The 25169-nt window shown below is 72.9% G+C and carries 20 protein-coding genes and 2 pseudogenes; 18 read left to right on the forward strand and 4 right to left on the reverse strand.

The features are described 5' to 3' along the window. Positions 1 to 95: 95 nt before the first annotated feature. A complete protein-coding gene (locus OG519_RS17120) occupies positions 96 to 578 on the reverse strand; it encodes an Lrp/AsnC family transcriptional regulator (protein ID WP_405584292.1) in 483 nt (160 codons plus the stop codon). A 180-nt stretch (positions 579 to 758) separates the two neighbouring features. Here OG519_RS17120 and pdhA (OG519_RS17125) point away from each other — a divergent pair, with 180 nt between their 5' ends. The 6 genes and pseudogenes from pdhA (OG519_RS17125) (at position 759) to OG519_RS17150 (ending at position 7940) form a co-directional block, all read left to right on the forward strand. Continuing rightward, the gene (gene pdhA, locus OG519_RS17125) at positions 759 to 1859 is read left to right on the forward strand and encodes a pyruvate dehydrogenase (acetyl-transferring) E1 component subunit alpha (RefSeq protein ID WP_405584295.1); all 1101 of its coding nucleotides are present in this window, start codon (positions 759 to 761) and stop codon (positions 1857 to 1859) included. Continuing rightward, the gene (locus OG519_RS17130; protein ID WP_405584298.1) at positions 1856 to 2887 is read left to right on the forward strand and encodes an alpha-ketoacid dehydrogenase subunit beta; all 1032 of its coding nucleotides are present in this window, start codon (positions 1856 to 1858) and stop codon (positions 2885 to 2887) included. Before pdhA (OG519_RS17125) ends, OG519_RS17130 begins: the two co-directional genes overlap by 4 nt. Next, a pseudogene (locus OG519_RS17135) lies at positions 2887 to 3057 on the forward strand (biotin/lipoyl-containing protein); the annotation flags it as partial. The gene OG519_RS17130 and the pseudogene OG519_RS17135, both read left to right, overlap by 1 nt. Before the next feature lie 387 nt (positions 3058 to 3444). Beyond that, complete coding sequence (locus OG519_RS17140; RefSeq protein ID WP_405592787.1) at positions 3445 to 4815, forward strand: 2-oxo acid dehydrogenase subunit E2; 1371 nt, start codon at positions 3445 to 3447, stop codon at positions 4813 to 4815. A gap of 396 nt (positions 4816 to 5211) precedes the next feature. Continuing rightward, positions 5212 to 6228 (forward strand): annotated as a pseudogene (locus OG519_RS17145) (NTP transferase domain-containing protein). Next, complete coding sequence (locus OG519_RS17150; RefSeq protein WP_405584301.1) at positions 6225 to 7940, forward strand: molybdopterin molybdotransferase MoeA; 1716 nt, start codon at positions 6225 to 6227, stop codon at positions 7938 to 7940. The pseudogene OG519_RS17145 and the gene OG519_RS17150 overlap by 4 nt, the downstream one beginning before the upstream one ends. 187 nt (positions 7941 to 8127) lie before the next feature. Here the strand turns inward: OG519_RS17150 and OG519_RS17155 are convergent, their stop codons facing one another. Beyond that, positions 8128 to 9606 (reverse strand): MFS transporter, encoded by a 1479-nt coding sequence (locus tag OG519_RS17155; protein WP_405584304.1) that lies wholly within the window; start codon positions 9604 to 9606, stop codon positions 8128 to 8130. A gap of 146 nt (positions 9607 to 9752) precedes the next feature. Between OG519_RS17155 and OG519_RS17160 the strand changes: the two genes are divergently transcribed. From OG519_RS17160 to OG519_RS17175, 4 genes are all read left to right on the forward strand, one after another. Beyond that, positions 9753 to 10721, forward strand: a complete 969-nt coding sequence (locus OG519_RS17160; RefSeq protein WP_405584306.1) for an NAD(P)H-quinone oxidoreductase — start codon at positions 9753 to 9755, stop codon at positions 10719 to 10721. A 1036-nt stretch (positions 10722 to 11757) separates the two neighbouring features. Beyond that, complete coding sequence (locus tag OG519_RS17165) at positions 11758 to 12000, forward strand: hypothetical protein (RefSeq protein ID WP_405584307.1); 243 nt, start codon at positions 11758 to 11760, stop codon at positions 11998 to 12000. Between the two features lie 662 nt (positions 12001 to 12662). Continuing rightward, positions 12663 to 13247, forward strand: a complete 585-nt coding sequence (locus tag OG519_RS17170; protein WP_405584310.1) for a bacterial proteasome activator family protein — start codon at positions 12663 to 12665, stop codon at positions 13245 to 13247. Positions 13248 to 13586: 339 nt separating this feature from the next. Further along, positions 13587 to 15158: a protein kinase domain-containing protein gene (locus OG519_RS17175; RefSeq protein WP_405584312.1), complete on the forward strand. Its 1572-nt coding sequence runs from the start codon at positions 13587 to 13589 to the stop codon at positions 15156 to 15158. A gap of 145 nt (positions 15159 to 15303) precedes the next feature. Here OG519_RS17175 and OG519_RS17180 read toward each other — a convergent pair whose 3' ends face one another. Together OG519_RS17180 and OG519_RS17185 are read right to left on the reverse strand one after the other, a co-directional pair. Next, on the reverse strand, positions 15304 to 16320 hold the full coding sequence (locus OG519_RS17180) for a phosphotransferase (RefSeq protein WP_405584315.1): 1017 nt from the start codon (positions 16318 to 16320) through the stop codon (positions 15304 to 15306). Positions 16321 to 16578: 258 nt separating this feature from the next. Then, on the reverse strand, positions 16579 to 17277 hold the full coding sequence (locus tag OG519_RS17185; protein WP_405584317.1) for a response regulator: 699 nt from the start codon (positions 17275 to 17277) through the stop codon (positions 16579 to 16581). 337 nt (positions 17278 to 17614) lie between these two features. Between OG519_RS17185 and pdhA (OG519_RS17190) the strand changes: the two genes are divergently transcribed. From pdhA (OG519_RS17190) to OG519_RS17225, 8 genes are all read left to right on the forward strand, one after another. Next, positions 17615 to 18784: a pyruvate dehydrogenase (acetyl-transferring) E1 component subunit alpha gene (pdhA, locus tag OG519_RS17190; protein WP_405584319.1), complete on the forward strand. Its 1170-nt coding sequence runs from the start codon at positions 17615 to 17617 to the stop codon at positions 18782 to 18784. A gap of 1 nt (position 18785) precedes the next feature. Further along, positions 18786 to 19778: an alpha-ketoacid dehydrogenase subunit beta gene (locus OG519_RS17195; RefSeq protein ID WP_405584322.1), complete on the forward strand. Its 993-nt coding sequence runs from the start codon at positions 18786 to 18788 to the stop codon at positions 19776 to 19778. 10 nt (positions 19779 to 19788) lie between these two features. Then, a complete protein-coding gene (locus OG519_RS17200) occupies positions 19789 to 21321 on the forward strand; it encodes a dihydrolipoamide acetyltransferase family protein (protein WP_405584325.1) in 1533 nt (510 codons plus the stop codon). A 190-nt stretch (positions 21322 to 21511) separates the two neighbouring features. Continuing rightward, complete coding sequence (locus OG519_RS17205; protein WP_405584327.1) at positions 21512 to 21706, forward strand: hypothetical protein; 195 nt, start codon at positions 21512 to 21514, stop codon at positions 21704 to 21706. Positions 21707 to 21939: 233 nt separating this feature from the next. Then, positions 21940 to 22164 carry a hypothetical protein gene (locus OG519_RS17210; RefSeq protein WP_405584330.1) on the forward strand — a complete coding sequence of 75 codons (225 nt, stop codon included), beginning with the start codon at positions 21940 to 21942 and terminating at the stop codon, positions 22162 to 22164. A 55-nt stretch (positions 22165 to 22219) separates the two neighbouring features. Continuing rightward, positions 22220 to 22720: a hypothetical protein gene (locus OG519_RS17215; RefSeq protein ID WP_405584332.1), complete on the forward strand. Its 501-nt coding sequence runs from the start codon at positions 22220 to 22222 to the stop codon at positions 22718 to 22720. Positions 22721 to 22819: 99 nt separating this feature from the next. Beyond that, on the forward strand, positions 22820 to 23518 hold the full coding sequence (locus OG519_RS17220) for a GntR family transcriptional regulator (protein ID WP_405584335.1): 699 nt from the start codon (positions 22820 to 22822) through the stop codon (positions 23516 to 23518). Next, the gene (locus OG519_RS17225; protein WP_405584338.1) at positions 23515 to 24834 is read left to right on the forward strand and encodes a nitrate/nitrite transporter; all 1320 of its coding nucleotides are present in this window, start codon (positions 23515 to 23517) and stop codon (positions 24832 to 24834) included. The genes OG519_RS17220 and OG519_RS17225 overlap by 4 nt, the downstream gene beginning before the upstream one ends. The last annotated feature ends 335 nt before the right edge of the window (positions 24835 to 25169 follow it).

Below are 25169 nucleotides of genomic sequence, written 5' to 3' on the forward strand. Positions count from 1 at the left end.
TGGTGCGGAAACGTTCCGGCGTTTTTTCGGAGCGGCGGGCCCGGTTTTCGGGTCGGGCGGCCGGGCCTGATCCGGACTTCGGCGGCAGGTCGGCCTCATTCGCCGACGACCAGGTCCGTCTCCTCGAAGACCAGCAGCGTACGGCTGCTGAGCACCTCTTCTATCGCCTGGAGCCGGGTCAGGACCAACTCGCGCAGACTGCGGTTGTCCACGGTGTGCACCAGCAGAAGCACATCGAAATCGCCGCTCACCAGGGCAATGTGCACAACACCCGGAAGAGTGATGAGTTTTTCCCGGACGGTTCGCCACGAGTTCTGCACGATCTTGAGGGTGATGTACGCCGACAGTCCGTGCCCGGCTCGCTCATGGTCGACCCGGGCGGTGAAACCTCGGATGACTCCGTCCTCGATCAGCCGGTTGATCCGGGCGTACGCGTTGGCCCTCGATACGTGCACACGCTCGGCCACGGAGCGTATCGAGGCCCGTCCGTCCTCCTGGAGCAACCGCAGAATTCTGCGGTCGATGGGGTCCAGAGGTCGGACCGCCGGTTCCTCATCGGCCATCTGTTCGCTCGCCATCCCCCGAAAGCTCCATACCATGGACGTCCTGGCACCATCTCAGGCTGTGCAGAACCGTTTGTCCACAGGCGAAACCACCCTGTAGCCAAAATGCCTCCGACGACCGAACAATCGGTTGGGAGAGCGAAACCCGCTCTCGCCCGACCGAACGTCGGTCACGATCACGAGGAGGTGCTTGCGATGACCGTGCTGGACACCCCTGCTTGGCGCCCCCGCACCGATGCCGCGCCGCTGCTGCCCGACCAGGAGCCCTACCGGCTGCTCGGCACCCCCGACGCCGCCCGGCTCGACCCCGAGCTGCTGCGGACGCTGTACGGCCAGCTCGTCCGCGGCCGGCGGTTCAATCAGCAGGCCACCGCGCTGACCAAGCAGGGCCGGCTCGCCGTCTACCCCTCCAGCACCGGTCAGGAAGCGTGCCAGATCGCGGCGGCGCTCGCCCTGCGGCCGCAGGACTGGCTCTTCCCCAGCTATCGAGACGCCCTCGCCGTGGCCGCCCGCGGGGTGGACCCGGTGCAGGCGCTCACCTTGCTCCGCGGGGACTGGCACACCGGATACGACCCGCGCGCGGTCAGGGTGGCCCCGCTCAGCACCCCGCTCGCCACCCAGTTGCCGCACGCCGTCGGACTCGCCCACGCCGCCCGGCTCAGCGGCGACGACGTGGTGGCCCTCGCCCTGGTCGGTGACGGCGGCACCAGTGAGGGCGACTTCCACGAGGCGCTGAACTTCGCGGCGGTGTGGCGGGCGCCGGTGGTCTTCCTGGTGCAGAACAACGGCTTCGCCATCTCCGTCCCGCTGGCGAAGCAGACCGCGGCCCCGACCATCGCCCACAAGGCCGTCGGGTACGGAATGCCGGGCCGGCTGGTGGACGGCAACGATGTGGCGGCCGTGCACGAGGTGCTCACCGCCGCCCTCGACCGGGCCCGCGCCGGCGGCGGACCCACCCTGGTGGAGGCGATCACCTACCGGATCGACGCCCACACCAACGCGGACGACGCCACGCGGTATCGGGAGGACGACGAGGTGGCAGCCTGGCGGGCACACGACCCGATCGCCCTGCTGGAACGCGAGTTGACCGGCCGCGGACTGCTCGACGACGACCTGCGGCGCACCACCACCGACAAGGCCGAGACGATGGCCGCCGCGCTGCGGGAGAGCATGCACGCCACGCCGGCGCTCGACCCGATGGAGCTCTTCGCACACGTCTACGACCGGCCGACCGAGCAACTGCGCCAGCAGGAAGCCCAGTTGCGGGCCGAGTTGGAAGCGGAGCGGCAGTCATGACCACCGTCACCCGGGCGGCCGACCGCCCGGCCGAGACCGCCCGCAAACCCGCGACCATGGCGCAGGCACTCAACCAGGCGCTGCGGGACGCCCTGAGGGCCGATCCGTCGGTCCACGTGCTCGGTGAGGACGTGGGCACCCTGGGCGGGGTCTTCCGGATCACCGACGGCCTGGCCAAGGAGTTCGGCGAGGAGCGCTGCACCGACACCCCCCTCGCCGAGGCCGGCATCCTCGGCACCGCGGTCGGCATGGCGATGTACGGGCTGCGGCCGGTGGTCGAGATGCAGTTCGACGCCTTCGCCTACCCGTCCTTCGAGCAACTCGTCAGCCATGTCGCCAAGATGCGCAACCGGACCCGTGGCGCCCTGCCGCTGCCGATCACCATCCGCATCCCCTACGGCGGCGGCATCGGCGGCGTCGAGCACCACAGCGACTCCTCCGAGGCGTACTACGCGCACACCCCCGGGCTGCACGTGGTCACCCCGGCGACGGTGGAGGACGCCTACGGGCTGCTGCGAGCGGCCATCGCCTCCGACGACCCGGTCGTCTTCCTGGAACCGAAGCGGCTGTACTGGTCGAAGGCCGACTGGTCGCCGCAGGCGCCCGCCGAGGTGGCACCGATCGGCAAGGCCGTGGTCCGGCGCACCGGACGCACCGCCACCCTCGTCACCTACGGCCCCTCGGTGCCGGTCTGCCTGGAGGCGGCCGAGGCGGCGAAGGAGGAGGGCTGGGACCTGGGCGTGGTGGACCTGCGGAGCCTGGTCCCATTCGACGAGGAGACGGTCGCCGCGGTGGTGCGGGGCACGGGGCGCGCGGTCGTGGTCCACGAGTCGTCCGGCTTCGGCGGGGTCGGCGCCGAGATAGCGGCCCGCATCACCGAGCGGTGCTTCCACCACCTGGAGGCGCCGGTGCTGAGGGTCGCCGGGTTCGACATCCCCTACCCGCCGCCGATGTTGGAACGACACCACCTGCCCGGGGTCGACCGTGTGCTGGACGCTGTGGGCCGGCTCCAGTGGGAGGAGGAGTGATGGCCGTCGTCAAGGAGTTCACCCTTCCCGATCTGGGCGAAGGGCTCACCGAGGCGGAGATCGTCCGGTGGCTGGTGGAGGTCGGCGAAGTGGTGGCGATCGACCAGCCCGTGGTCGAGGTGGAGACCGCCAAGGCGGTGGTGGAAGTGCCCTGCCCCTACGGCGGAGTGGTCACCGCCCGTTATGGGGAGGAGGGGGAGAGCCTCGCGGTCGGGCGCCCGCTGGTCACGGTGGCGGTCGGCTCTGAGAGTTCTGACGGGTCCGGTGGATCGGGCGGGTCCGGTGGGTCCGGTGGGTCGGGCAGGTCCGGTAGGTCCGGTGGGTCGGGCGGTCCCGCCGGGTCGGGGCGGTCTGGCGGACTGGACGGGTCGGACGGGTCGAGCGGCGGCAGGAGCCAGGACGCCGGGACCGGCGCGGGCGGTTCGGGCGCTTCCGCCGACGAGGGCTCCGGCAATGTCCTGGTCGGTTATGGCACGGGTCCGGCGGTGGCGCGGCGGCGCAACCGGGTACGGCCGGTCAGCGCGGCGACGGGGCACGGGGAGACGGGGGCCTCGGGGGTGCCGGGTTCGGTCAACGGCCGGGTGCGCCAGGATCCGCCGCTGCCGGGGCGGTCACCCTCGGGGTCGCCACTGGACGGTCCGCCCGCGGCCGGTCAGGTCGGCACCGGGCTGCCTGCCCGGGGCCCGGCTGTCGGCGGCGCGCATGGTGGCGGTTCGGCCACCTCGGGCACGCCGGCAGGTGATCCGACCGTCAGCAGGACCGATGCCTTCGGTCTGCCTGCCGGCGGCGCGGCCGCCATCGGGTCGGCTGTCGGCGGCGAGATTGTCGCCGGTCCGGATGCCCTCGGCCCGGATGTCGGGGGCGCCCGGACCGGCCGGGGGCCGTCCGTGCGGAGGCCGTTGCCGGAGTCTGGGCCCACAGGCGGGGCAGCGGATGACCCGTCCGCCGGGACCTTGGCGCCGGAGGTCGGCCCGCACGGCCGTCGGCACGGTTCTCCGCAGGACGGTGGTCCTCAGGACGGGCCGGTGGCGGTGATATCGCCGTTGGTGAGGCGGTTGGCCCGGGAGCGCGGGCTGGATCTGCGCAGGGTGAGCGGGAGTGGTCCGGACGGGCTGATTCTGCGGGCGGATGTCGAGCGGGCGGCGGCGCGTGAGGTCGACGGGGAGGTATCGGAGGCGCCGACGGTCGGCGTCGGGAAGCCGGTGGGCCAGGTGAGGACGCAGGACGGTGCCGAGCGGATTCCGTTGCGTGGCATACGGGGCGCCGTCGCCGAGAAGCTGGCGCGCAGCCGCCGGGAGATCCCGGAGGCGACCTGCTGGGTGGACGCGGACGCCACCGAACTGCTCGCGGTGCGGGCGGCGATGAACGCGGCCGGACAGGGGGCGGGGGCCGAGCGGATATCGGTACTCGCGCTGCTGGCCCGGATCACCACGGCGGCGCTTGCCCGGCACCCGGAGTTGAACGCGACGGTGGACACCGAGCGGAACGAGATCGTGCGGCTGCCGGCCGTACACCTCGGCTTCGCAGCGCAGACCGAGCGCGGGCTGGTGGTGCCGGTGGTCAGGGACGCGGGGTCCAGGAGCACGGCGGGGCTGTCGGCGGAGATCGGCCGGTTGACGCGGGCGGCGAGGGAAGGGGTGTTGACGCCGGGGGAGTTGACCGGTGGGACCTTCACCTTGAACAACTACGGGGTGTTCGGGGTGGACGGTTCCACGCCGATCATCAATCACCCGGAGGCCGCGATGCTCGGGATCGGCCGGATCGTGCCCAAGCCGTGGGTGTATCGAGGGGAGTTGGCGGTACGGCAGGTGGTGCAGCTCTCGTTCACCTTCGACCACCGGGTGTGCGACGGCGGCGTCGCGGGCGGCTTCCTGCGGTTCGTCGCTGATTGCGTCGAGAACCCGGCGGTGCTGCTGGCTGCCGTGTGACCGACGGGGGTCCCGCCGTACCGGCCGCGCCGCCGGTGCGGCGGGGGCCGGCTGCACCGGCGGTACGGGCTGGGCGGGCTGGCCGGCCTGGGCGGGCTGTACCGGGTCCGCCGGGGGGCGACTCTTGGCTTGACCGGTTTCACTGGTGGTGGCGTTGGTGGCCGTGTGGGAGAGCGGGCGTATCGGCGGGTGGTGGGGGGACGTTTGTGGGTACGTGCGCGGCGGGTTCGGCGGTGGGTGGTATCCGGCCGGGTTGCGATCGATGACGGCTGGGGCGGTGACGGTCGCGGTGGCTACGGGATCGCCGGTCGGGGCACGTTGGGGGTGGCCGGGGGCTCGATTGGCGGGGGCAAGGGGTCGCTGGGGGTGTCGGTGGGTGAGGGGATACTCGCGGGTATGACGAGGAGCTACGACGCGGTGGTGCTTGCCGGGGGTGCGGGGAGGCGGCTTGGGGGGGTCGACAAGCCGGCGCTGTCGGTTGGCGGTCGGATGCTGCTTGATCGGGTGCTGGCGGCGTGCGCGGGCGCGGGCAGCACGGTGGTTGTGGGGCCGCGTCGGCCGACGGCTCGGCCGGTGGGGTGGGCCCGGGAGGAGCCGGCCGGTGGTGGTCCGTTGCCCGCGCTCGCGGCCGGGCTGGCGGGGCTCGGGGCTGGGCGGTCCGGGGTGGTGTTGGTGCTCGCCGCCGATTTGCCGTTCTTGGCGGCGGACACCGTGCACGCGCTGGTCGACACGCTGACCGGGGAGCCGGACGACCGGGAGGGGGCAGCGGCCGGGGGCGATGGCGTGCTGCTGGTGGATGGCGACGGGCGGGATCAGCCGTTGGCGGCGGCGTATCGGATCGAGCCGTTGCGGCGCGAACTCGCCCTGCTGCGGGCCGAGCACGGTGGTCTGGCCGGGCTGCCGCTGCGGTTGCTGACTGGCGAGCTGGAGCTGCGGCGGATCGCGGATCCGACGGGTGAGGCGACCTTCGACTGCGACACCTGGGCGGACGTCGCGGCGGCGCGGGCCCGGCTGGATACCGCCTCCGAGGGGTGAGCCTGCCCTCGGACGAGCCACGGATCGGAGACCATGGGGCTTGTGTTGGACGAATGGATCGCAGCAGCCAAGACCGAACTGGGTATCGAGCTGGACGTGGACACCGGCGTCCTGCTCGATCTGGCCCGGGACGCCGCGCACGGGGTCGCCCGGCCGGCCGCGCCGTTGACCACCTTCCTGGTGGGTTACGCGGCGGCGAGCACGGGGGGCGGGCCGGACGCCGTACGGGAGGCGGCGGCCAAGGCCGTGGCCCTGGCTCAGCGCTGGGCGGCGGCGGCCGAGAGCGCGGAGCCGGACGGTCAGACGGGGCGGACAGCGCGGACCGGGCAGACGGGGCCGAGTGAGAAGGCCGGCGCCGAAGCGGAACCGGCGGGATGACCGGTTCGGGCGGTGACGCCGCCGACCGCGCCCTGGACGACGCCCTCGCGCTGGCCAACGACCGGCGGGACGACGCCCCTGACCGGAGGCGTCCCGCCGCCAACGACCCGCTGACCGTGGCCCTCGGCCTGGGCATCCCGCCGTCGGCGGCCACTGGTCGCCCGCCGCAGCCCTCCGCGACCCGCCCCTCGCGCCCGGCGGCCCCGCCACGGCCGCCCCGCCCGGCGCCGACGGATCCGCTCGCGGTGGCGTTGCGGCATGGCCAGGAGGAGCTCGCCCGGGCGTCTGTCCCCCCGGCCGCCGCCGCCCCGGCGGGCCAGGGTGCGGACAGCGACCTCGCCGCTGACCCGGAGCCCTCCGGCCGCCACGAGCGCGGGAACCGGCCAGCGCACGGCCACGAGCACGGCCATGAGCGCGGACACCACGCTCAAGACGTCTCCTGGCCGGAGGCCCGGCGGATCGCGCGGCAAGCGGCGCGTCGGCTCCCCGCCCACGTGCGGCCGCTGGGCGGGGAGGTGATCGGGACGGCGCTGGTTCAGGGGCTGGTGGCGCTCACCGACCTGCCCCCGTTCGACTCCTCCGCGATGGACGGCTGGGCGGTGGCCGGGACCGGTCCGTGGCGGCTGAAGGGCCGCCAGCTCGCCGGGGAGCACGAGGCGGACCCGCTGTCGGACGGCCACGCCGCCCATATCGCCACCGGCGCGCTCCTGCCGCCCGGCACGGTCGCCGTACTCCGCAGCGAGCATGGCCGGACCGAACACCGCGCCGACGGTGAGTGGCTGCGGGTCCGGGAGCGGCGGTTCGCACCGCGACCGGGTCAGGAGGTGCGGCGGCGGGGGCAGGAGTGCGGGATCGGTGAGGAGTTGCTGCCGGCCGGCACCGTGGTGAGCCCGGCGGTGCTGGGTTTGGCGGCGGCGGCTGGTTACGACGAGTTGACGGTCACCGCCCGGCCGACGGTGGAGTTGCTGGTGCTGGGCGATGAGTTGCTCGACCGCGGGTTGCCACGGCAGGGCCGGGTACGGGACGCGCTCGGACCGATGCTGCCGCCGTGGCTGGGCGCGTTGGGCGCCGAGGTGACCTCGGTACGGCGGCTCGTGGACGATGCCGGTGCGCTGCGGGAGGCGATGGTCGGCAGTTCGGCCGATCTGATCATCACTACGGGGGGGACCGCGGGCGGTCCGGTCGATCATGTGCATCCCGTACTGGCCGAGATCGGGGCGCGCTTGCTGGTGGACGGGGTGGCGGTACGTCCGGGGCACCCGATGCTGGTCGCTGAGTTGCCGGCCCGGGTTGGTACGGGGCGGGGGCGGGCGGGTGCGGCGGCGCGTAGGAGGGCCGGCGCTGCGCCTGCGGGGCGGGCGGCGGGTGAGGGTGGGGGGCCCTTTCTCATCGGGCTGCCCGGTAACCCGCTGGCCGCGGTTTCCGGGGTGCTGACGCTGGTGGCGCCGCTGCTGGGCACCCTGTCCGGCCGGCCCGCGCCGGCTCCTTACGCGGCGGCGCTCACCGCGGATGTGCCTGGGCACCCTGTCGATACCCGGCTCGTCCCGGTCGTCTTCGACGACGAGTCCGCCGCGAGGCCGTTGCACTTCGCGGGCCCGGCGATGTTGCGGGGGCTGGCTGCCGCTGAGGGTATGGCGGTGGTGCCGCCGGGGGGCGCTGGTGCGGGGGTGGAGGTGGCGGTGCTTGGGTTTGCTTGGGGGGAAGGTGGGTGATGGGCCCTGCCCGGGGGGTGACGGTAACCGGCCGCCGGGCCGGTGGGTCGGATACGGCAGTAATTGCCCGTTTGGGCGGGTGGCGGTCTGCGGGTGCGGTGTGGTTAGGCGCGCGGTTCCTCGCGCCCTTAAGGTGCTGCAGGCGCCTGCCCGGGTGGGTACGGACGGGGCCGTTGCGTTTGGGCGGTTACTCGGGTGAGGACGCCGGCTCGGGGCGTCGGGTGGTGTCGGTGTCGGTGGTGGTGGCCGCGTCGGGTGTCCGGAGGGCATCTCCCGTTCCGCGCGGCATTCGGGCCGCGCCCGCCGCGGCGATCAGGGCGGGTGGGGCCAGTAGGCAGAAGGCGGCGGCGTAGGAGAGGGATGGGGAGGTGTGGCCGAGCAGGGTGTGGGTGAGCGGGGTGCCGAGGCGGAGGGCGACCGTGGCCGCCGCGACGCCGAGGCCCGCGGCCGCTTGGGTGGCCGTGGCGTTGAGGACGTTGGCGTCGCGCATCCGGTGGTGGGGGATGTCCGCGAAGGCCAGCGCCGCGTAGCCGGTCAGGCCCAGGGACCGGGCGGCGCCGCTGACCGTCGCGAGGGCGGCGATCAGCCAGAGGGGTGTCGCGGCGGTCAGAAAGGCGAAGGCCGCCAGTGACGCGGCCAGGGTCGCCCCCGACACCGTCAGCAGCGACCGGTAGCCGAAGCGCAGGAAAAGGGAGGTCGTCGCCGGTTTGATGCCGATGTTGCCGACGAAGACGAAGAGCACCAGGGCGCCCGACTTGACCGCGCTCCAGCCGAACACCTCCTGGAAGAGCAACGGCAGCAGGAACGGTACGGCGCCCACCACGAGCCAGAAGCACGAACCGCTCGACACCGTCGTCCGGAAAGACGGCACCCGCAGCGTCCCCAGATCGACCAGCGGCCGATTCGACCGCAGCAGGTGACGTACCGCCAGCCCCAGCAGCGCCACCGAGGCCGCTCCGAACGCCGCGGCCGGCTGCCATGCACCGCCGTTCCGCGACAGCAGATGCCCGGTGTACGTCAGCGTCCCGAGCCCCGCCGAGGTCCACACCAGGCCCACCCAGTCCAGCGGGCCGACCCCCGCCATCGGACCGCCCCGGATCAGCCGCAAGGCGACCGCGAAGGCCACCACCCCCAGCGGCACGTTGATCAGGAACAGCCACCGCCAGCTCGCGTACGTCGTGATCACGCCGCCGAGCAGGGGCGCGACGACCGGGGCGAGCAGGGCGGGCCACACGATGTAGGAGACGATCCGGGGGATGTCCGGCTTGGCCACGCCGGAGAGGGCCACCATGCGCCCGACCGGCACCATCATGGCGCCGCCCACCCCCTGCACCACCCGGAGCGCGACGAGTTCGCCCAGGGTGGAGGCACCGCCGCAGGCGAGCGACGCCAGGGTGAAGAGGCAGATGGCGGAGAGCAGGACGCGCCGGGCGCCGTAGCGGGCGGTCAGCCAGCCGCTCAACGGGATCAGTACGGCGAGCGTCAGCAGATACGCCGTGACGACCAGACCGATCGCGGTGGCCGAGACGCCGAGCGCGACGCCCATCCGCGGGGCGGCGGTGGACACGATGGTGCCGTCGAGGTTCTCCATGAAGAAGCAACCGGAGATCAGCAGTGCGACGGCGCGCTGTCGCCGGTCGACGGGCTGCGTGGTGGTCCCGGTCATCGGATCAGCTTCGCCGCGGGCGGCGTTGATCACAAGGTCGCGGCGGTCCGAACCAGTCCGAACCAGGGCGAGTGGCCGCGGGGGCGCACCGGTGGGGGAGGGTGCCGCCGTACGGGTGCGGGGGAGGCGGGGCTAACGTCGGGCGCATGCGAGCGATCACGATTCCCGAGCCGGGCGGCCCCGAGGCGCCGGTCCTGGCGGAAGTAGCGGATCCGGTGGCGGGCCCGGGCGAGGTACTGGTCGAGGTGGCGGCTACGGCCGTCAACCGCGCGGATGTCATGCAGCGGCAAGGGCGCTATGAGCCGCCCGCCGGGGCCTCGCCCTATCCGGGTCTGGAGTGCTCGGGCCGGATCACCGCGCTCGGCCCCGGGGTGGCGGGCTGGTCGGTCGGCGACGAGGTGTGCGCGCTGCTCGCGGGAGGTGGTTACGCCGAGAAGGTCGCCGTGCCGGTGGGCCAGTTGCTGCCCCGCCCGGAAGGCGTCGATCTGGTGACGGCGGCGGCGCTGCCCGAGGTCACCTCGACGGTGTGGTCGAACGTCTTCCAGATCGCGCACCTGCGGGCGGGCGAGACGCTGTTGGTGCACGGCGGGTCGAGCGGCATCGGCACCATGGCGATTCAGCTCGGCAGGGCGATCGGCGCGAAGGTGGCGGTGACGGCCGGCAACGCGCGAAAGCTCAGCTCTTGCGCGGAATTGGGCGCCGAGGTGTTGATCGACTATCACGGACAGGACTTCGTGGCGGAACTCGGCTCGCACGGCGCGGACGTCATCCTGGACGTGATCGGGGCGGAGTATCTGGCGCGGAACGTCGAGGCGTTGGCGGTGAACGGCCGGTTGGTGGTGATCGGCATGATGGGCGGCGCCAAGGCGGAGCTGAATCTGAGCCGGCTGATGAGCAAGCGGGGTGCGGTCATCGCGACGACGTTGCGGGCTCGGCCGCTGAACGAGAAGGCGGCGATCGTGGCGGCGGTGCGGGAGCATGTGTGGCCGCTGGTCGCTGCGCGGGCGGTACGGCCGGTGGTGGACAGTGTGGTGCCGCTGGGGGAGGTGGCGGAGGCTCATCGGCTGATGGAGAGCAGTGAGCATATTGGGAAGATTGTGCTTGAGGTGGGGTGAGGGGGCTTGTGCCTGGGCTTGGGCCTGGCGGCGGGGACGGGGCCGCTGGGGGTGGTTCGGTTGTGGGCGGGCCACCGGCCGGTGGTGGGTTGTTCGCGCAGTTCCTCGCGCCCCTTCGGGGTGCCCTGTCAGGGGGTGGGCACCGGCTGGGTGGGGTTGTCGCTGTCGAGGCCGGACCACCGGCGGGTGGGGGGTTGTTCGCGCAGTTCCTCGCGCCCCTTTGGGGCGGCCCGTCAGGGGCGCGAGGAACGGCGCGCTCGGTCACGGGGTACGCGCGGGTTGTCACCGGGCTGAAGGGGTTGTTGCTGGCGGGGGTGGGCACCGGCGGGTAGTGGGTTGCTCGCGGCCGCTGGTGGGGTGGTCGGGGTGCTGGGGAGGGTGGGGTGTGTGAGGGTGGAGGGACATGGGTTGGTGGAGGTGGATGGGTGTGTGGGTGGTAGCGGGTAGGTGGACAGGGCTTCGGGCGGGGGCGCTGCTTCTGCTCGCCGCGGGTGCCGTGGTGGTGCCGGTGAATTCCGCCGCGGCCGAGGAGTTGCCGCCGGTGTCGGCCCAGCGCCTGGTGCGAGGGCAGCCGCAGATCCCGGGGTCCCCCGCCTCACCCGGCCCGCTCGCCGCGCGCGCCCATGGCGAAAACGCCGCCGGGACGGCTGGTACGCCCGGTGAGGAGCCCGCCGCGCCGCCGGGCCGCCCGGCGCCCACCGCACCGGCGAGGCCCGTACCCGCTGACGCCGAAGAGCCGGCCGCCGATCCCGTGGCGGCGGAATCCGTACCCGGGGCACAGCCGCCGGCGGCACCCGTACCGGCCGAGCACGGACCCGCCGCCCCGCCGGCCCCCGCCGAACCCGGGCCCGGCCGCGGGTTCGGTTCTGGGGGGCCGCCGCAGGGCGGATCGCGTCCGCCGACATCAGCGGACGCGCCGACGGCACCGCACCCATCGGGTGTACCGGGCTCGCCCCCCTCGTCGCGTACGCCGGTTTCGGCCACGCCGTACGCGGCCGATGCCGCCACCCGTCGCTGGGAGGCCCGCCTCCGGCGGATGACGCGAGACCCCCGGTACGGGTACGGGCGCGGTCGAGGGGAGCCGGTACGGCCCGTGGTGGCGGCGGACGCGCCGACGGTGCCCAAGGCGGCGGCCCAGGCCGAGCCGCCGGCCGATGGGCGGTCGGTCGCCGCGGCGGTGCCGGTCCAGCGGGCGTTGCGGGTGCTGCCGCTCGGCGCGGGCCTGCTGATGGTCGGGCTCGGAATCGGCTTTCTGGGGCTGCGGCTGCGCGGCCGGTAGCCCGGCTCGCCGATCATTTGTTCGATTACCTCACAAGCAGACGTCAGCGGATCCCGGCAAGCGTCAGCTCACGTCGGCGATACGGCGATGCGGCGATCCGGCGATGCGGCGTGGATGCGACTGGAATGCGGGCCGGATGCGAGTGAGACTCGAAGGGCGGGGGTTGTAGCGGCGCGCAAGGCGCCGTCGCGGCCCTGGCGGCGGGCAGCCCGACCGCCGAGGAGGACAGGCGGGTGCACTTCGGCGAAGGCGGCAGGCGACTGGTCTCCCGGCACCCCTTGAGTCGGAGGCAGCGGCCAGAAGCCCCCGGTAGACCCGCGCGGCCATAACCCGCGCGGCAGGAAGCCCCGCGGTCAGGAAGACGCCGGTCAGCCTGGAAGACCTGGCCGACGCGCCAACTCGCCGCCGTGGCAGGCTCTTCGGGAACGGGACGCACAACAGGCCGCACGGGCCGCCGGCCCCGCGTCGGCGGGTCGGGCCACCGGGGCCGGCCCGGGGCCCCGGGTCCGCGCCGACCCCGGCGCCGGCCCGTACGGGCACCGCCCGCTACGGGACCCACCGCTACGGGACCGGAACGGACCCCCTCGGCCCGCCCGGTCCGGCCGCGGCCCGAAAGGGCTGCCGGGAGCAGGCGCGGCAAGAAGGTACGGGACAATGGAGGTATGGAGATGCCGATGAATGAACGGTCGCCGGAGAACCAGCCGGGCTCGCAGAACCAGCGCGTTCTGATCGTCGGGCCTGACGGTATGGCCCTCGGCGGCGGAGACAAGGTCACCGGCGGGGACGGGGACGGCGGGAACGAGCCCCGCGAGATCCCGGTGACCGAGATGGTCGAGCAGCCGGCCAAGGTCATGCGGATCGGCAGCATGATCAAGCAGCTCTTGGAGGAAGTGCGGGCGGCGCCTCTGGACGAGGCGAGCCGGGTGCGGCTGAAGGAGATCCACGCCAGCTCGGTGAAGGAGCTCGAAGCGGGCCTCGCGCCCGAGCTGGTGGACGAGTTGGAGCGGCTGTCGCTGCCGTTCACCGAGGAGAGCGTGCCCAGCGAGGCCGAGTTGCGGATCGCGCAGGCCCAGTTGGTGGGCTGGCTCGAAGGTCTCTTCCACGGCATCCAGACCGCGCTCTTCGCCCAGCAGATGGCGGCCCGCGCTCAACTGGAGCAGATGCGCCGCGCGCTGCCGCCCGGGGCGTCCCCGCAGGACGACGAGCAGCAGGAACAGCAGGGCGTCCGGTCGGGGCCGTACCTGTAGGCCGCTCAAGCCCACGCCCGCGCTCCAGGCATACGCCCGCGCCCGCGCCCGCGCCCCGGCCTACGCATACGCGTACGCATCCGGAACATACGACGGAGTACGGCAGAGGACGACAGAGGACGACAGAGGAGGCCGGAGTACGAGGGAGGACGCCGGAATTCGCGCGGCACCGACCGGCCGGTGGGACAGGCGGAGTGGGCGGCCCCTTCGGGGTGCCGCCCGGTCGGCCGGGAGCCGGCCCTGTGGACAGCGATGAATCCGTGGCTCAAAAGACGGTACGGTGGCGCACCAGAGGCAAGGCTGCCCGTAGGACCGATGGACGAACGACGGCGAGGACTGATGGCCGACCGGAACGAGACGACCACCGGCACCGGGGCGTCGGAGAACTCCGGCCAGTGGGGCGTGGGATCCCTGGTGGGCGACGGCCGGTACCGGCTGAGCGGCAAGCTCGGCCGTGGCGGCATGGCCGAGGTGTTCGCCGCGGAGGACGTACGGCTCGGCCGGACCGTCGCGGTGAAGCTGCTGCGCACCGATCTGGCCGAGGATCCGATCTCCAAGGCCCGCTTCACCCGTGAGGCACAGTCGGTGGCCGGCCTCAACCACCACGCGGTGGTCGCCGTCTACGACTCGGGCGAGGACCGCACCGCCACCGGCACCGTGCCGTACATCGTGATGGAGCTGGTCGAGGGCCACACCATCAAGGACCTGCTGACCGGGCCGACCCCGCCGCCCGTCGACCAGGCGCTGCTGATCGTCTCCGGTGTGCTCGACGCCCTCGCCTACAGCCACCAGCACGGCATCGTGCACCGCGACATCAAGCCCGCGAATGTGATCATCACCTCGACGGGTCAGGTCAAGGTGATGGACTTCGGCATCGCGCGCGCCCTGCACGGCGCCGCGAGCACCATGACGCAGACCGGCATGGTGATGGGCACCCCGCAGTATCTGTCACCCGAGCAGGCGCTCGGCAAGACCGTCGACCACCGCAGCGACCTGTACGCGACCGGCTGTCTGCTCTACGAACTCCTCGCACTGCGGCCCCCGTTCACCGGTGAGACGCCGCTGTCCGTGGTCTATCAGCATGTGCAGGACCAGCCCCGCATCCCGTCCCAGGTCAACAACCGGGTGCCCCCGGAGCTGGACGGCATGGTGCTGCGGGCCCTGGCCAAGCAGCCGGAGGACCGGTTCCAGAGCGCCGAGGAGATGCGCGCCGTCGTCGGCTACGCCCACCAGGCGCTCACCGACCAGGGCGGCTGGACCGGCGGCCGCTGGAACACCGGGCCGATCACCGCGATCGCCCCCGGACCCGCCGGCACGGCGCCCACCCAGGTGGCCTACGGCGGCCTGGGCCAGGGCTCGGGGAACACCGCGGAGCTGGGACTCCCGCTGATGGCGGGCCTGGGCGGCACCGGCGGCCCCGATGACGTGCACGGATACGGCGCGCCGCCGCCCTCGGGCGGCAACCACTGGTGGAAGCCGCTGCTCTTCGCCGTCATCGCGGTGGTGATCATCGCGGGCGGTGTCTTCGCGGCCACGCGCGGCAACGGCGACGGCGGCGGTACGCACTCGGACACTCCTCCGTCGACCGCTCCGCAGCAGCCCGGTCAGCCCACCGACCATCAGCCGACGGACGAGTCGACCGGCGATGACGACGGCGGCCAGATCAGCACCGGGCCGACCGAGAACACGACGGACACCCCGACCGCGACGGCGACGGACACCCCGTCCGCCACGCCCAGCACGACCGCAACCAAGCCGACGACGAAGCCGACCCCGACCGCGACGAAGACGGCCACCAAGCCGCCGACGACTCCGCCGCCGACGGTCACCACGACGCCGCCGGCACCGCCGACGGACCCGGTCGAGACCCCGACGGACGGCGGCGCCGACACGGGCGGCGGCGACGGCTGAGGGGGCGGCTGAGTGACGGCGACGACGGCTGAGCCGGCCTGAGGCGGACTGAGGCGCCGGCTGAGCCGGGCCACCACTGAGCCCCGGCGCCGACCGACCGCCCGAGGTGACCGGTCGCCCGCCGCTCACCCACCGCGCCGACCGCTCACCCGGCGAAGGCGTCGAGCACCGCCTCGTACTCCTCCGTCCACCACACCGCGAGGGCGGAGGCGGCCGGGAAGAGCGGGTCGGAGCGGCGGTCGCGCCGCTGGTAGCGCCAGTGCAGCATCCAGAAGTCGTTGAGCCGCTCCCACCACACCCGGTGCACGGCCCCGGCCATCTCCGCGGCTCCGACCCGGGCGGCGCGCCGGTACGCCCGTGCGTAGCCGTGCACCTTCCGCAGATCGAGCCAGCCGCTCACCGGGTGTACGAAGAAGATCGCGGCGGCCCGTACCGCCTCCTCCGCCCGGGGCTGTACGCCGAGCCGGTCCCAGTCGACGATCGCGGCCGGTTCCTCACCCCGGTAGAGCAGGTTGAGCGGGTGGAAGTCGCCGTGCACCCAGCCGCTCACCGGCCCCTCGGCGTCCGGCGGCCGGCGGTGGGCGTACTGCCGCAGCAGGGCCCTGCGCTCCAGCAGGCGGTGCTCGGCGAGGGCGTCGAAGGCGTCGTAGGGGCGGTTGCCCCGGACCAGCGCCAATAACTGGTCGATATGGGCGTATGTACGGCTCGGGTGGGCGCTGGGGTGCCGGCGGACGGGGGGCTCCGGCTGGACCCGGGCGAGGCCGGTGTGCACCCGGCCGAGCAGCGAGCCGAGCCGCCGGGACTGGGCCGGGCTCAGTTCGGTGCCTTCGCGGTGGCGGCCCTCGATCCAGGGGAAGAGCGCGTAGCCGGCGCCGTCGGCGTGGGTCACGGTGTCGCCGCGGGTGTCGGAGAGGGGCGCGGCGATGGGCAGCCCGAGCGATGCCAGCCGGCGGGTCGCGTGGTGCTGGCGGACGATGACGCCGGGCACCGCGGTGTCCGCCGCCACGTATTGCTTGAGGAAGAAATCGCCACCCGTTGTCGTCACCCGCCAGCCCCGGTTCAGCAGGCCACGGGGGACGGCTTCGCAGGTGAGTGGGGTTCCCGCGTCGTTATAGCGGCGCAGCACAGCCGTCAGCGGCGGCGCCGATGCCGTGCCCGTCACGCGGCTCAGCGTAGATCACCGGGAGATCACCCCCCGACGGAGTGGCGCGCGGGCATCAGAACCTGCTAGGCCGTGCTCCCGCTCGAAAGAAGCAGGTGGTCGTGCCCCCGCTCGGTGCGGCGAGGCCGGTGCTCCCCGGTGCGCCCCGGTGCGGATCACCCGCGCGGGCGCGCTCCCCCCAAGCCCCCGGCCCCCGACGACCACGGGCGCGCTCCCCCAAGCCCTCGGCCCACCCGGCCGCCGCGGGCCCGCTCCCCCTCAAGCCCCCCGGCCGCCCCGGCCCCGGGCCGCCCGCGCCACGTAGACCGCCGCCTGGGTCCGCCGCCTCATCCCCAGCCGCGCCAGCAGCGACGAGACGCGACGGCGTACCGTCTTCTCCGACAGGTCCAGCCGCTCGCCGATCTGCCGGTTGGTGCGGCCCTGCCCGATCAGGTCCAGCATCCGCAGCTCCTGCCGCGACATCTCGCCCGGCTGCCGTTCGTCCCCGCCCGAGGGCCCGGGCGACCCGGACCAGCGGGTGCCGCCCTCCCGCAGCCGCGCCATCACCTTCCCGCAGGCCGACGGATCGAGCAGCGACGTGCCCGCGGCCACCTGCTTGACCGCCTCGATCAGCTCACCGCCCCTGACCACCTTCGGCACATAGCCCGCCGCGCCGGCCATGATCGCGTCGAACAGCGCCTCGTCGTCCGCGAAGGACGTCAGCATCAGGCACTTCACCGAGGGGTCGCGGGAGCGGATCTCCCGGCAGATCTCCACCTCGGAGCCGTCCGGCAGCCGTACGTCGAGCACCGCCACATCGGGGTGGGTGCTCGCGATGCCGGCCATCGCGTCCGCGGTGGCCGCCGCCTCGCCGACGATGTCGATGACGGGCTCGGTGGACAGCAGGGCGTGGACGCCCCGTCTGACCCCTTCATGATCGTCGAGGAGGAATACCCTTATATGTCCTTCTTCGCTCACCTGCCCAGCTTCGCACCGCGGCGCGCCTCGTGCCTCTTCCGGCGGCCCGCGGTCGTGTCCCGTCGCTTACGTACTTTTCGCATTCGGGATACGGTGCGATTGTCCCGATGGCCTGCGGGAACGCCGTTTACTAGGAAATCAAAGCAAAACCGCAGGTAGGACGGCTGCGCGCGATCGTGGAACTTGTAGGTAACGTCTGTACTCGCAGGCCGTTCGCCGGGGCATCATGACGTCTGGTTCGGCCATGCCGCACACACCCCGTGCGGAACGCCGGACCAGGTGAGCCGCACTGGTTTCCCCGGCAGACCCCGGGGGCCGGACAGACGGAGGAGTGAACGTGAGCGTGAAGAGCACTGCCGCGCGGAGGCCGACCCGCGGCGGCGCGAAGCGCCGTGGGGACGAGCCCGGGCTCGTGCAACTGCTGACCCCGGAGGGCGAGCGCGTCGAGCACGCCGAGTACGCCATCGACCTGACGCCGGAAGAGCTGCGGGGCCTGTACCGGGACATGGTGCTGACCCGCCGTTTCGACGCCGAGGCCATCACCCTGCAACGGCAGGGTGAGCTGGGGCTGTGGGCCTCGCTGCTGGGCCAGGAGGCCGCCCAGATCGGTTCCGGCCGGGCCACCCGCCCCGACGACTACATCTTCCCCACCTACCGCGAGCACGGCGTCGCCTGGACCCGGGACGTCGACCCGCTCAATCTGCTGGGGATGTTCCGCGGTGTGAACCACGGCGGTTGGGACCCCAACGAGAACAACTTCCACCTCTACACCATCGTGATCGGCTCGCAGACGCTGCACGCCGCCGGTTACGCGATGGGGGTCGCCAAGGACGGCGCGGACGCCGGGGTCATCGCGTACTTCGGCGACGGCGCGTCCAGCCAGGGCGACGTGGCGGAGGCGTTCACCTTCGCGGCCGTCTACAACGCGCCGGTGGTGTTCTTCTGCCAGAACAACCAGTGGGCCATCTCGGAGCCGACCGAGAAGCAGTCCCGGGTGCCGATCTACCAGCGGGCGGCCGGCTACGGCTTCCCCGGCGTCCGGGTGGACGGCAACGACGTGCTGGCGGTGCTCGCCGTGACCAGGGCGGCGCTGGAGCACGTGCGCAGCGGCCAGGGCCCGATGCTGGTGGAGGCGTTCACCTACCGGATGGGCGCCCACACCACCACCGACGACCCGACCCGCTACCGCAACGACGAGGAGCGCGAGCAGTGGGAGTCCAAGGACCCCATCGCCCGGCTGCGTACGTACCTCGACAAGCAGGGTCTGGCCGACGAGGACTTCTACGCGGGTCTGGCCACCGAGTCCGACGTGCTCGCCAAGCGGGTGCGGGACGGCGTACGGGGGATGCCGAACCCCGACAAGATGGCGATCTTCGAGCACATCTACGCCGACGGGCACGCGCTCGTCGACGAGGAGCGGGCGCAGTTCGCCACCTATCTGGCCTCCTTCGACGACACGGAAGGCCATGCCGCGAGTCCCGAGGCCGCCGCCCGGAAGGGGCACTGACATGACCGAGACGGCCACCGCCACCCAGATGGCCCTGTCCAAGGCGCTCAACGAGTCGCTGCGGAAGGCGCTGGAGAGCGACCCCAAGGTGCTCATCATGGGGGAGGACGTCGGCAAGCTCGGCGGCGTCTTCCGGATCACCGACGGCCTTTACAAGGACTTCGGCGAGGGCAGGGTGATCGACACCCCGCTGGCCGAGTCCGGCATCGTCGGCACCGCGATCGGGCTCGCGCTGCGCGGGTACCGCCCGGTGGTGGAGATCCAGTTCGACGGCTTCGTCTTCCCGGCCTACGACCAGATCGTCACCCAGCTCGCCAAGATGCCCGCCCGGGCGCTGGGCAAGATCAAGCTCCCGGTCGTCATCCGCATCCCCTACGGCGGCGGCATCGGCGCGGTCGAGCACCACAGCGAGTCGCCGGAGACGCTCTTCGCGCACGTCGCCGGGCTCAAGGTGGTCTCGCCCTCCAACCCGTCGGACGCCTACTGGATGTTGCAGCAGGCCATCGAGTGCGACGACCCGGTGATCTTCTTCGAGCCGAAGCGCCGCTACTGGGACAAGGGCATGGTCGACGTCACCGCGCTCCCCGGCGACATGCACAAGGCGGTCGTCGCCAAGCCCGGCACGGACCTGACGCTCGCCGCCTACGGGCCGATGGTCAAGGTCTGTCTGGAGGCCGCCGCGGCGGCCGCGGGCGAAGGCCGCGACCTGGAGGTCCTCGACCTGCGGTCGCTCTCGCCGATCGACTTCGACACGATCCAGGCCTCGGTGGAGAAGACCCGCCGGCTGGTGGTGGTGCACGAGGCGCCGGTGTTCTACGGGGCCGGCGCGGAGATCGCCGCCCGGATCACCGAGCGGTCCTTCTACCACCTGGAGGCGCCGGTGCTGCGGGTGGGCGGTTTCCACGCGCCCTATCCGCCGGCCCGGCTGGAGGATGAGTATCTGCCAGGTCTCGACCGCGTACTCGACTCCGTCGACCGCGCGCTGGCGTTCTGAGGAGAGGGTTGTGACGACCATGACCGCACAGACGCGGCGCTTCCTCGAATTCAGGATGCCGGACGTCGGCGAGGGACTGACCGAGGCGGAGATCCTCAAGTGGTACGTGGCGGTCGGTGACGCGGTCACCGACGGCCAGGTGATCTGCGAGGTGGAGACGGCGAAGGCCGCCGTCGAGCTGCCCATCCCGTTCGACGGGGTGGTCAGCGAGATCCGCTTCGACGAGGGATCGACGGTGGACGTCGGCACGGCGATCATCGTGGTGGACGCCGGGGAGGGCGCCGGGGGCACCGCGGAGGGCGCTGAGGGCGCCGCCGCCGCTGTCGCTTCGGCGGCGGGGGACGCCGGGCCCCTGACGGTGGAGCCCGAGCCGTCGACCCCGGCCACCAAGCGGGAGGCGGTGCTGGTCGGCTACGGCGTGGCGCAGGCCGCCACGACCCGGCGGCCGCGCAAGCCGCAGGGCCCGGCGGGCGGCGGCGCGGTGTCCGACGCCGCTCCCCCGGTCGCTCCCGTTCCCGCTCCCGTCTCCCCGCAGGCCCCCGCGGCGGCGCCGGCGAACGGCGCGCCCACCGGGGAACGGCCGCTCGCCAAGCCCCCGGTGCGCAAGCTCGCCAAGGAGCTGGGCATCGATCTGGCGACGGTGGTGGCCACCGGTACGCACGGCGAGGTGACCCGCGAGGACATCCGTGCCGCCGCCTCCCCGCCGGCGCTGCTCCCCAGCACGCAGGAGCCGGTGCCGGGCGGACTCGGCCGTACGGCCGGTGCCAACGGCGCCGGGGCGGTCAACGGCGCCTCCGGTACCAACGGGGCCAGCGCGATCGCCGGAGTCGGCGCCGCCGCGGCACGGGAGACCCGGGTCCCCATCAAGGGCGTCCGCAAGGCCACCGCCCAGGCGATGGTGGCCAGCGCCTTCACCGCCCCGCATGTGACCGAGTTCGTGACGTTCGACATCACCCGGACGATGCGGCTGGTCCAGGAGCTGAAGGAGGACCGGGCCTTCGCCGGCCTCAAGGTCAGCCCGCTGCTGCTGGTCGCGAAGGCGCTGCTGGTCGCCATCCGGCGCAACCCGCAGGTCAACGCGGCCTGGGACGAGGCGAACCAGGAGATCGTGCACAAGTCGTACGTCAACCTGGGGATCGCCGCGGCCACCCCGCGCGGCCTGATCGTCCCCAACATCAAGGAAGCGCAGGACAAGACGCTGCCCGAGCTGGCCGCGGCGCTCGGCGAGCTGGTCGCCACCGCACGCGAGGGCCGGACCTCGCCGGCCGCCATGCAGGGCGGCACCGTCACCATCACCAATGTGGGTGTCTTCGGCATCGACACCGGTACGCCCATCCTGAACCCCGGCGAGTCGGCGATCCTCGCCTTCGGCGCGGTGAAGCTCCAGCCGTGGGTGCACAAGGGCAAGGTGAAGGCGCGGCACGTCACCACGCTCGCGCTCTCCTTCGACCACCGGCTGGTCGACGGCGAGTTGGGTTCACGGGTGCTGGCGGACGTGGCGGCGATCCTGGAGGAGCCCAAGCGGCTGATCACCTGGGCGTGACGGCGTGACGGCGGTACCGCAGGTGTGACGGCCGTACCGAGGGTGTGACAGCGGGTGGGCCGGCGTGACAGCGGGCCGCGCGCACGGGCGCGGTTCGGCGCGTCGCCGGGGCCCGGACGTACAAACGTCCGGGTCTCCGGTTTGTGCGTGTTGCGCCCGCTTATGGCCGATTTCGTGCTGCCATCGCCGTATGGTCGTCTCCGTCTCCGTCGTCCTGCTGCTGCTTCTCTTCGCGGCGATGCACATGCGCAATCGCTCCCTCAAGCCGAGTCACGCGGTGACCTGTGTGATGCTCGGTTTCGTGCTCGCGTCGAGCAGCCTGGCGCCCACCATCCAGTCCACCATGAACTCGACCGCGGACCTGGTCAGCACCATGCGTCCCTGATCATTCCCCCGATGGCCCAGCCGGCCCGCACCGTTGTCCGGGTGGCCGGTCCCCCCGGCGTGCCGCCGCTCGCGAGCCCTGGCACGGGCCCATGGCGGGGCCGCCGGACGGGATCGAGGCGCATCGAGTCGGGATCCGATCGGCCCTCGGTCGGCCCCCGATCGGCATCGAGTCGTAATCGTCGCCTGCGGGACGGACCGGTTCGCGGCCGGGCAGCGCATACTGGGTACACGATGACTAAACCTGCCGCGCCCCGGCGCCACCTGCCGACAAGCCCCTTCTCCGTCCCGGTCGCACCGCCGGCCAAGCGTTTCGAGCTGGGAGACCGCGTCTCGCACGACAGGTACGGCCTGGGCCGGATCGTCGGTGTCGAGGACGGAATCGCGATGCTCGTCGACTTCGGCGGCGACCGCCAGACCCGGGTCGTCAGCCCGTACAACGGAATGAACAAGCTCTGATCTCCCGTATGGCGCCGGATTCCCGACAGACGTGCGCGGTGGTGAGTCCGCGCGCATGAGCTGGCTGCCGCCGGGCCACCCGGGCGCGAATATCGCCGTGGTCGCGTTCGGGGGCTGCTTCATGTTCGCCGCCGGCTATCTGGGTGGTGGCTTCGACCGCGCGCTGCTGGTCGGGATCGGCGGCGCGTGGATGAGCTTTGTCGTGCTGCTCAATGTCCGGGCCAGGGCCGCGGTGCCCCCGGCGGTGCACGACTCGCTCGTGGTCGGCAGCGCCGCCCGGCTCTCGCTGCGGGTGCTGCGCGGGGTCATGGTCTACGAGCAGGCGGTCTTCGGCCCCCTCGGACCCGGGTACGAGGAGCGGCGCGCCGCCGCCCGCGCCGAGGCCTACCGGATGGCGGCCCACGACGACCTGCCGGAGCCCGTCCGCAGGGCGGCCGCCGACGCGCTCGCCGCGCTCGACCACCGCGACCGCACCAGCGGCGTCGAGGCGGTGGCCCTGCTCTCCACCACGGTCCGCGCTCAGATCGGCGGTTCGCCGCAGAGCGGAGCCCGATGAGGTCCCCGCACACCGGCCCGGCCCGCCCGGCCGGCTGATCGTCCGCATCGCGGGACGCGGCTGTTTGGGCCCGGCTGTTGTATCTATGATGTGCGCATCATGAATACCGCGACCGTCAGCACTGCCGCCAGTCCCGCCAGTTCCGTCGGTCCGGTCAGCGGCAAGGCCCCGCCCGCCGCCGAGCGGGTCTATCTGCACGTCAAGTCCGGCGTGCTCGACCGGAGTTACGAAGGCGGCACGCTGCTCACCGAAGGCGATCTCGCCGAGGCGGTCGGGGTGTCCAGGACGCCGGTCCGCGAGGCGCTGCTGCGGTTGCAGGCCGAGGGACTGCTCAAGCTCTACCCCAAGAAGGGCGCCCTGGTGCTGCCGGTGTCGGCGCAGGAGATCGCCGACGTGGTCGAGACGCGGCTGCTGGTGGAGCAGCACGCGGTGGCCAAGGTGGTCGGCGCGGTGCCGGCCCGGCTGATCGACCGGCTGGAGGAGTCGCTGGCCGAGCAGCGCGGGCACGCGGCAACCGGGGACCTGGCGGCCTTCGCCGCCGCCGACCGCGGCTTCCACGCCGAGATCGTGCGCGCCGCGGGCAACCGGATCCTCGCCAACCTCTACGACCAGTTGCGCGACCGACAGTTGCGGATGGGAGTGGCCACCATGCATGCCGAACCGAGCCGGGTCGCCAAGAACATCGCCGAGCACACCGAGATACTCCAGGCACTGCGCGACGGGGCCGCCGGGACCGCCGCCGAAGTCGTCGACCGGCACGTGTCGTGGGTGAAGACCCTGGCCAGGGGCGAGTCGTGACGAGTCCCGGGGCGAAGGCGCTGCCCGGGGATCCACCCGGTGGCCGGCGGGCGGTCCTGGTCTGGGGGGTCGGCACCCTCGTCTACTTCGTCGCCGTGGTGCACCGCACCAGCCTCGGCGTGGCCGGCATCGACGCCGCCGACCGCTTCCACATCGGCGCCTCCGAGCTGTCGACGTTCTCGATCCTCCAGGTGCTGGTGTACGCGGGCATGCAGATACCCGTCGGCCTGATGGTGGACCGGCTCGGCACCAAGCGGGTGCTGATGCTGGGCGCGGTGCTCTTCACCACCGGCCAGGGGGCGTTCGCGCTCTCGCACTCCTACGGCATGGCGCTCGCCGCCCGCGCGGTGCTCGGCTGCGGCGACGCGATGACCTTCGTCAGCGTGCTGCGGCTCGGCTCCCGCTGGTTCCCGGCCCGGCGCGGGCCGATGATCTCGCAGGGCGCGGCGCTCTTCGGGGTGGCGGGCAACCTGGTGTCGACCGTCGCGCTCTCCCGGCTGCTGCACTCGGCCGGCTGGACCCCGACCTTCCTCGGCACCGCGCTGGGCGGCGCGCTGGTGCTGATCCTGGTCGCGCTGTTCCTCAAGGACCACCCGGAGGGGTACGAGCCCGCGCCGGTGGAACACGCCGGCTTCGGTTCGGTGCGGCGGCAGATCGCGGCGGCCTGGCGGGAGCCCGGCACCCGGCTCGGCATGTGGACGCACTTCACCGCCCAGTTCCCGGGGATGGTGTTCCTGCTGCTGTGGGGGCTGCCGTACCTGGTCGAGGACCAGGGGCTTTCGCGGGGCGCGGGCGGCGGGCTGCTCACCGTGGTGGTGGTCGCCAACATGGTGTTCGGGCTGCTCTTCGGGCAGTTGATCGCCCGTCACCACGGGCTGCGGGTGCCGCTGAGCTTCGGGGTGATCGGCGCGACGGCGGTCGCCTGGGCGGTGACGCTGACCTGGCCGGGCGGCCAGGACCCGCTCTGGGTGCTGGTGACGCTCTGCGTGGTGCTCGGCGCCTGCGGCCCCGGCTCGATGATCGGCTTCGACTTCGCCCGCCCGGCCAACCCGCCGGAGCGCTTCGGCACCGCGTCCGGCATCGTCAACATCGGCGGCTTCACGGCCTCGGTGCTTTGCCTCTTCGCGATCGGGGTGCTGCTCGACGCCACCGGCGACGACTACCGGATCGCCTGGAGCAGCATCTTCGTGCTCCAGGCCTTTGGCGTGGTGCGGATGCTGCGGCTGCGCTGCGAGACCGAGCGCCTCGAACGGGAGCGGATCGCGGTCAGCCGGGTGGAGAGCGTGCATCGGACGGCGGCGTCGGTCAGCGAGTAGGGCTCCGCCGGTTGACCGGTAACCCGCGTACCGTCGGGCGTCGACTCGGCCGGCTAGCACGGTGCCGTTGCGCGGTTCCTCGCGCCCCCAGGAGGCTTGGTGCCGTCGGGCGTTGATCCCGGGCCCCCACCACCGTGCCGTTGCGCAGTTCCCCGCGCCCCCAGGAAGCTTGGTGGCGTTCGGCGTCGACTTGGCCGGCTAGCACGGTGCCGTTGCGCGGTTCCTCGCGCCCCCAGGAAGTTTGGTGCCGTCGGGCGTTGATCCCGGGCCCCCACCACCGTGCCGTTGCGCAGTTCCCCGCGCCCCCAGGAAGCTTGGTGGCGTTCGGCGTTGAG

The sequence above is a fragment of the Streptomyces sp. NBC_01190 genome, assembly GCF_045039895.1.
GTDB lineage: Bacteria > Actinomycetota > Actinomycetes > Streptomycetales > Streptomycetaceae > Actinacidiphila.

Bases quoted from the DNA above. Each gene is read 5' to 3' on its own strand.
- OG519_RS17120 (WP_405584292.1), bottom strand. From the start codon at position 578: ATGGCGAGCGAACAGATGGCCGATGAGGAACCGGCGGTCCGACCTCTG.
- pdhA (WP_405584295.1), top strand. From the start codon at position 759: ATGACCGTGCTGGACACCCCTGCTTGGCGCCCCCGCACCGATGCCGCG.
- OG519_RS17130 (WP_405584298.1), top strand. From the start codon at position 1,856: ATGACCACCGTCACCCGGGCGGCCGACCGCCCGGCCGAGACCGCCCGC.
- OG519_RS17150 (WP_405584301.1), top strand. From the start codon at position 6,225: ATGACCGGTTCGGGCGGTGACGCCGCCGACCGCGCCCTGGACGACGCC.
- OG519_RS17155 (WP_405584304.1), bottom strand. From the start codon at position 9,606: ATGACCGGGACCACCACGCAGCCCGTCGACCGGCGACAGCGCGCCGTC.
- OG519_RS17160 (WP_405584306.1), top strand. From the start codon at position 9,753: ATGCGAGCGATCACGATTCCCGAGCCGGGCGGCCCCGAGGCGCCGGTC.
- OG519_RS17165 (WP_405584307.1), top strand. From the start codon at position 11,758: ATGACGCGAGACCCCCGGTACGGGTACGGGCGCGGTCGAGGGGAGCCG.
- OG519_RS17170 (WP_405584310.1), top strand. From the start codon at position 12,663: ATGGAGATGCCGATGAATGAACGGTCGCCGGAGAACCAGCCGGGCTCG.
- OG519_RS17175 (WP_405584312.1), top strand. From the start codon at position 13,587: ATGGCCGACCGGAACGAGACGACCACCGGCACCGGGGCGTCGGAGAAC.
- OG519_RS17195 (WP_405584322.1), top strand. From the start codon at position 18,786: ATGACCGAGACGGCCACCGCCACCCAGATGGCCCTGTCCAAGGCGCTC.
- OG519_RS17205 (WP_405584327.1), top strand. From the start codon at position 21,512: ATGGTCGTCTCCGTCTCCGTCGTCCTGCTGCTGCTTCTCTTCGCGGCG.
- OG519_RS17210 (WP_405584330.1), top strand. From the start codon at position 21,940: ATGACTAAACCTGCCGCGCCCCGGCGCCACCTGCCGACAAGCCCCTTC.
- OG519_RS17215 (WP_405584332.1), top strand. From the start codon at position 22,220: ATGAGCTGGCTGCCGCCGGGCCACCCGGGCGCGAATATCGCCGTGGTC.
- OG519_RS17220 (WP_405584335.1), top strand. From the start codon at position 22,820: ATGAATACCGCGACCGTCAGCACTGCCGCCAGTCCCGCCAGTTCCGTC.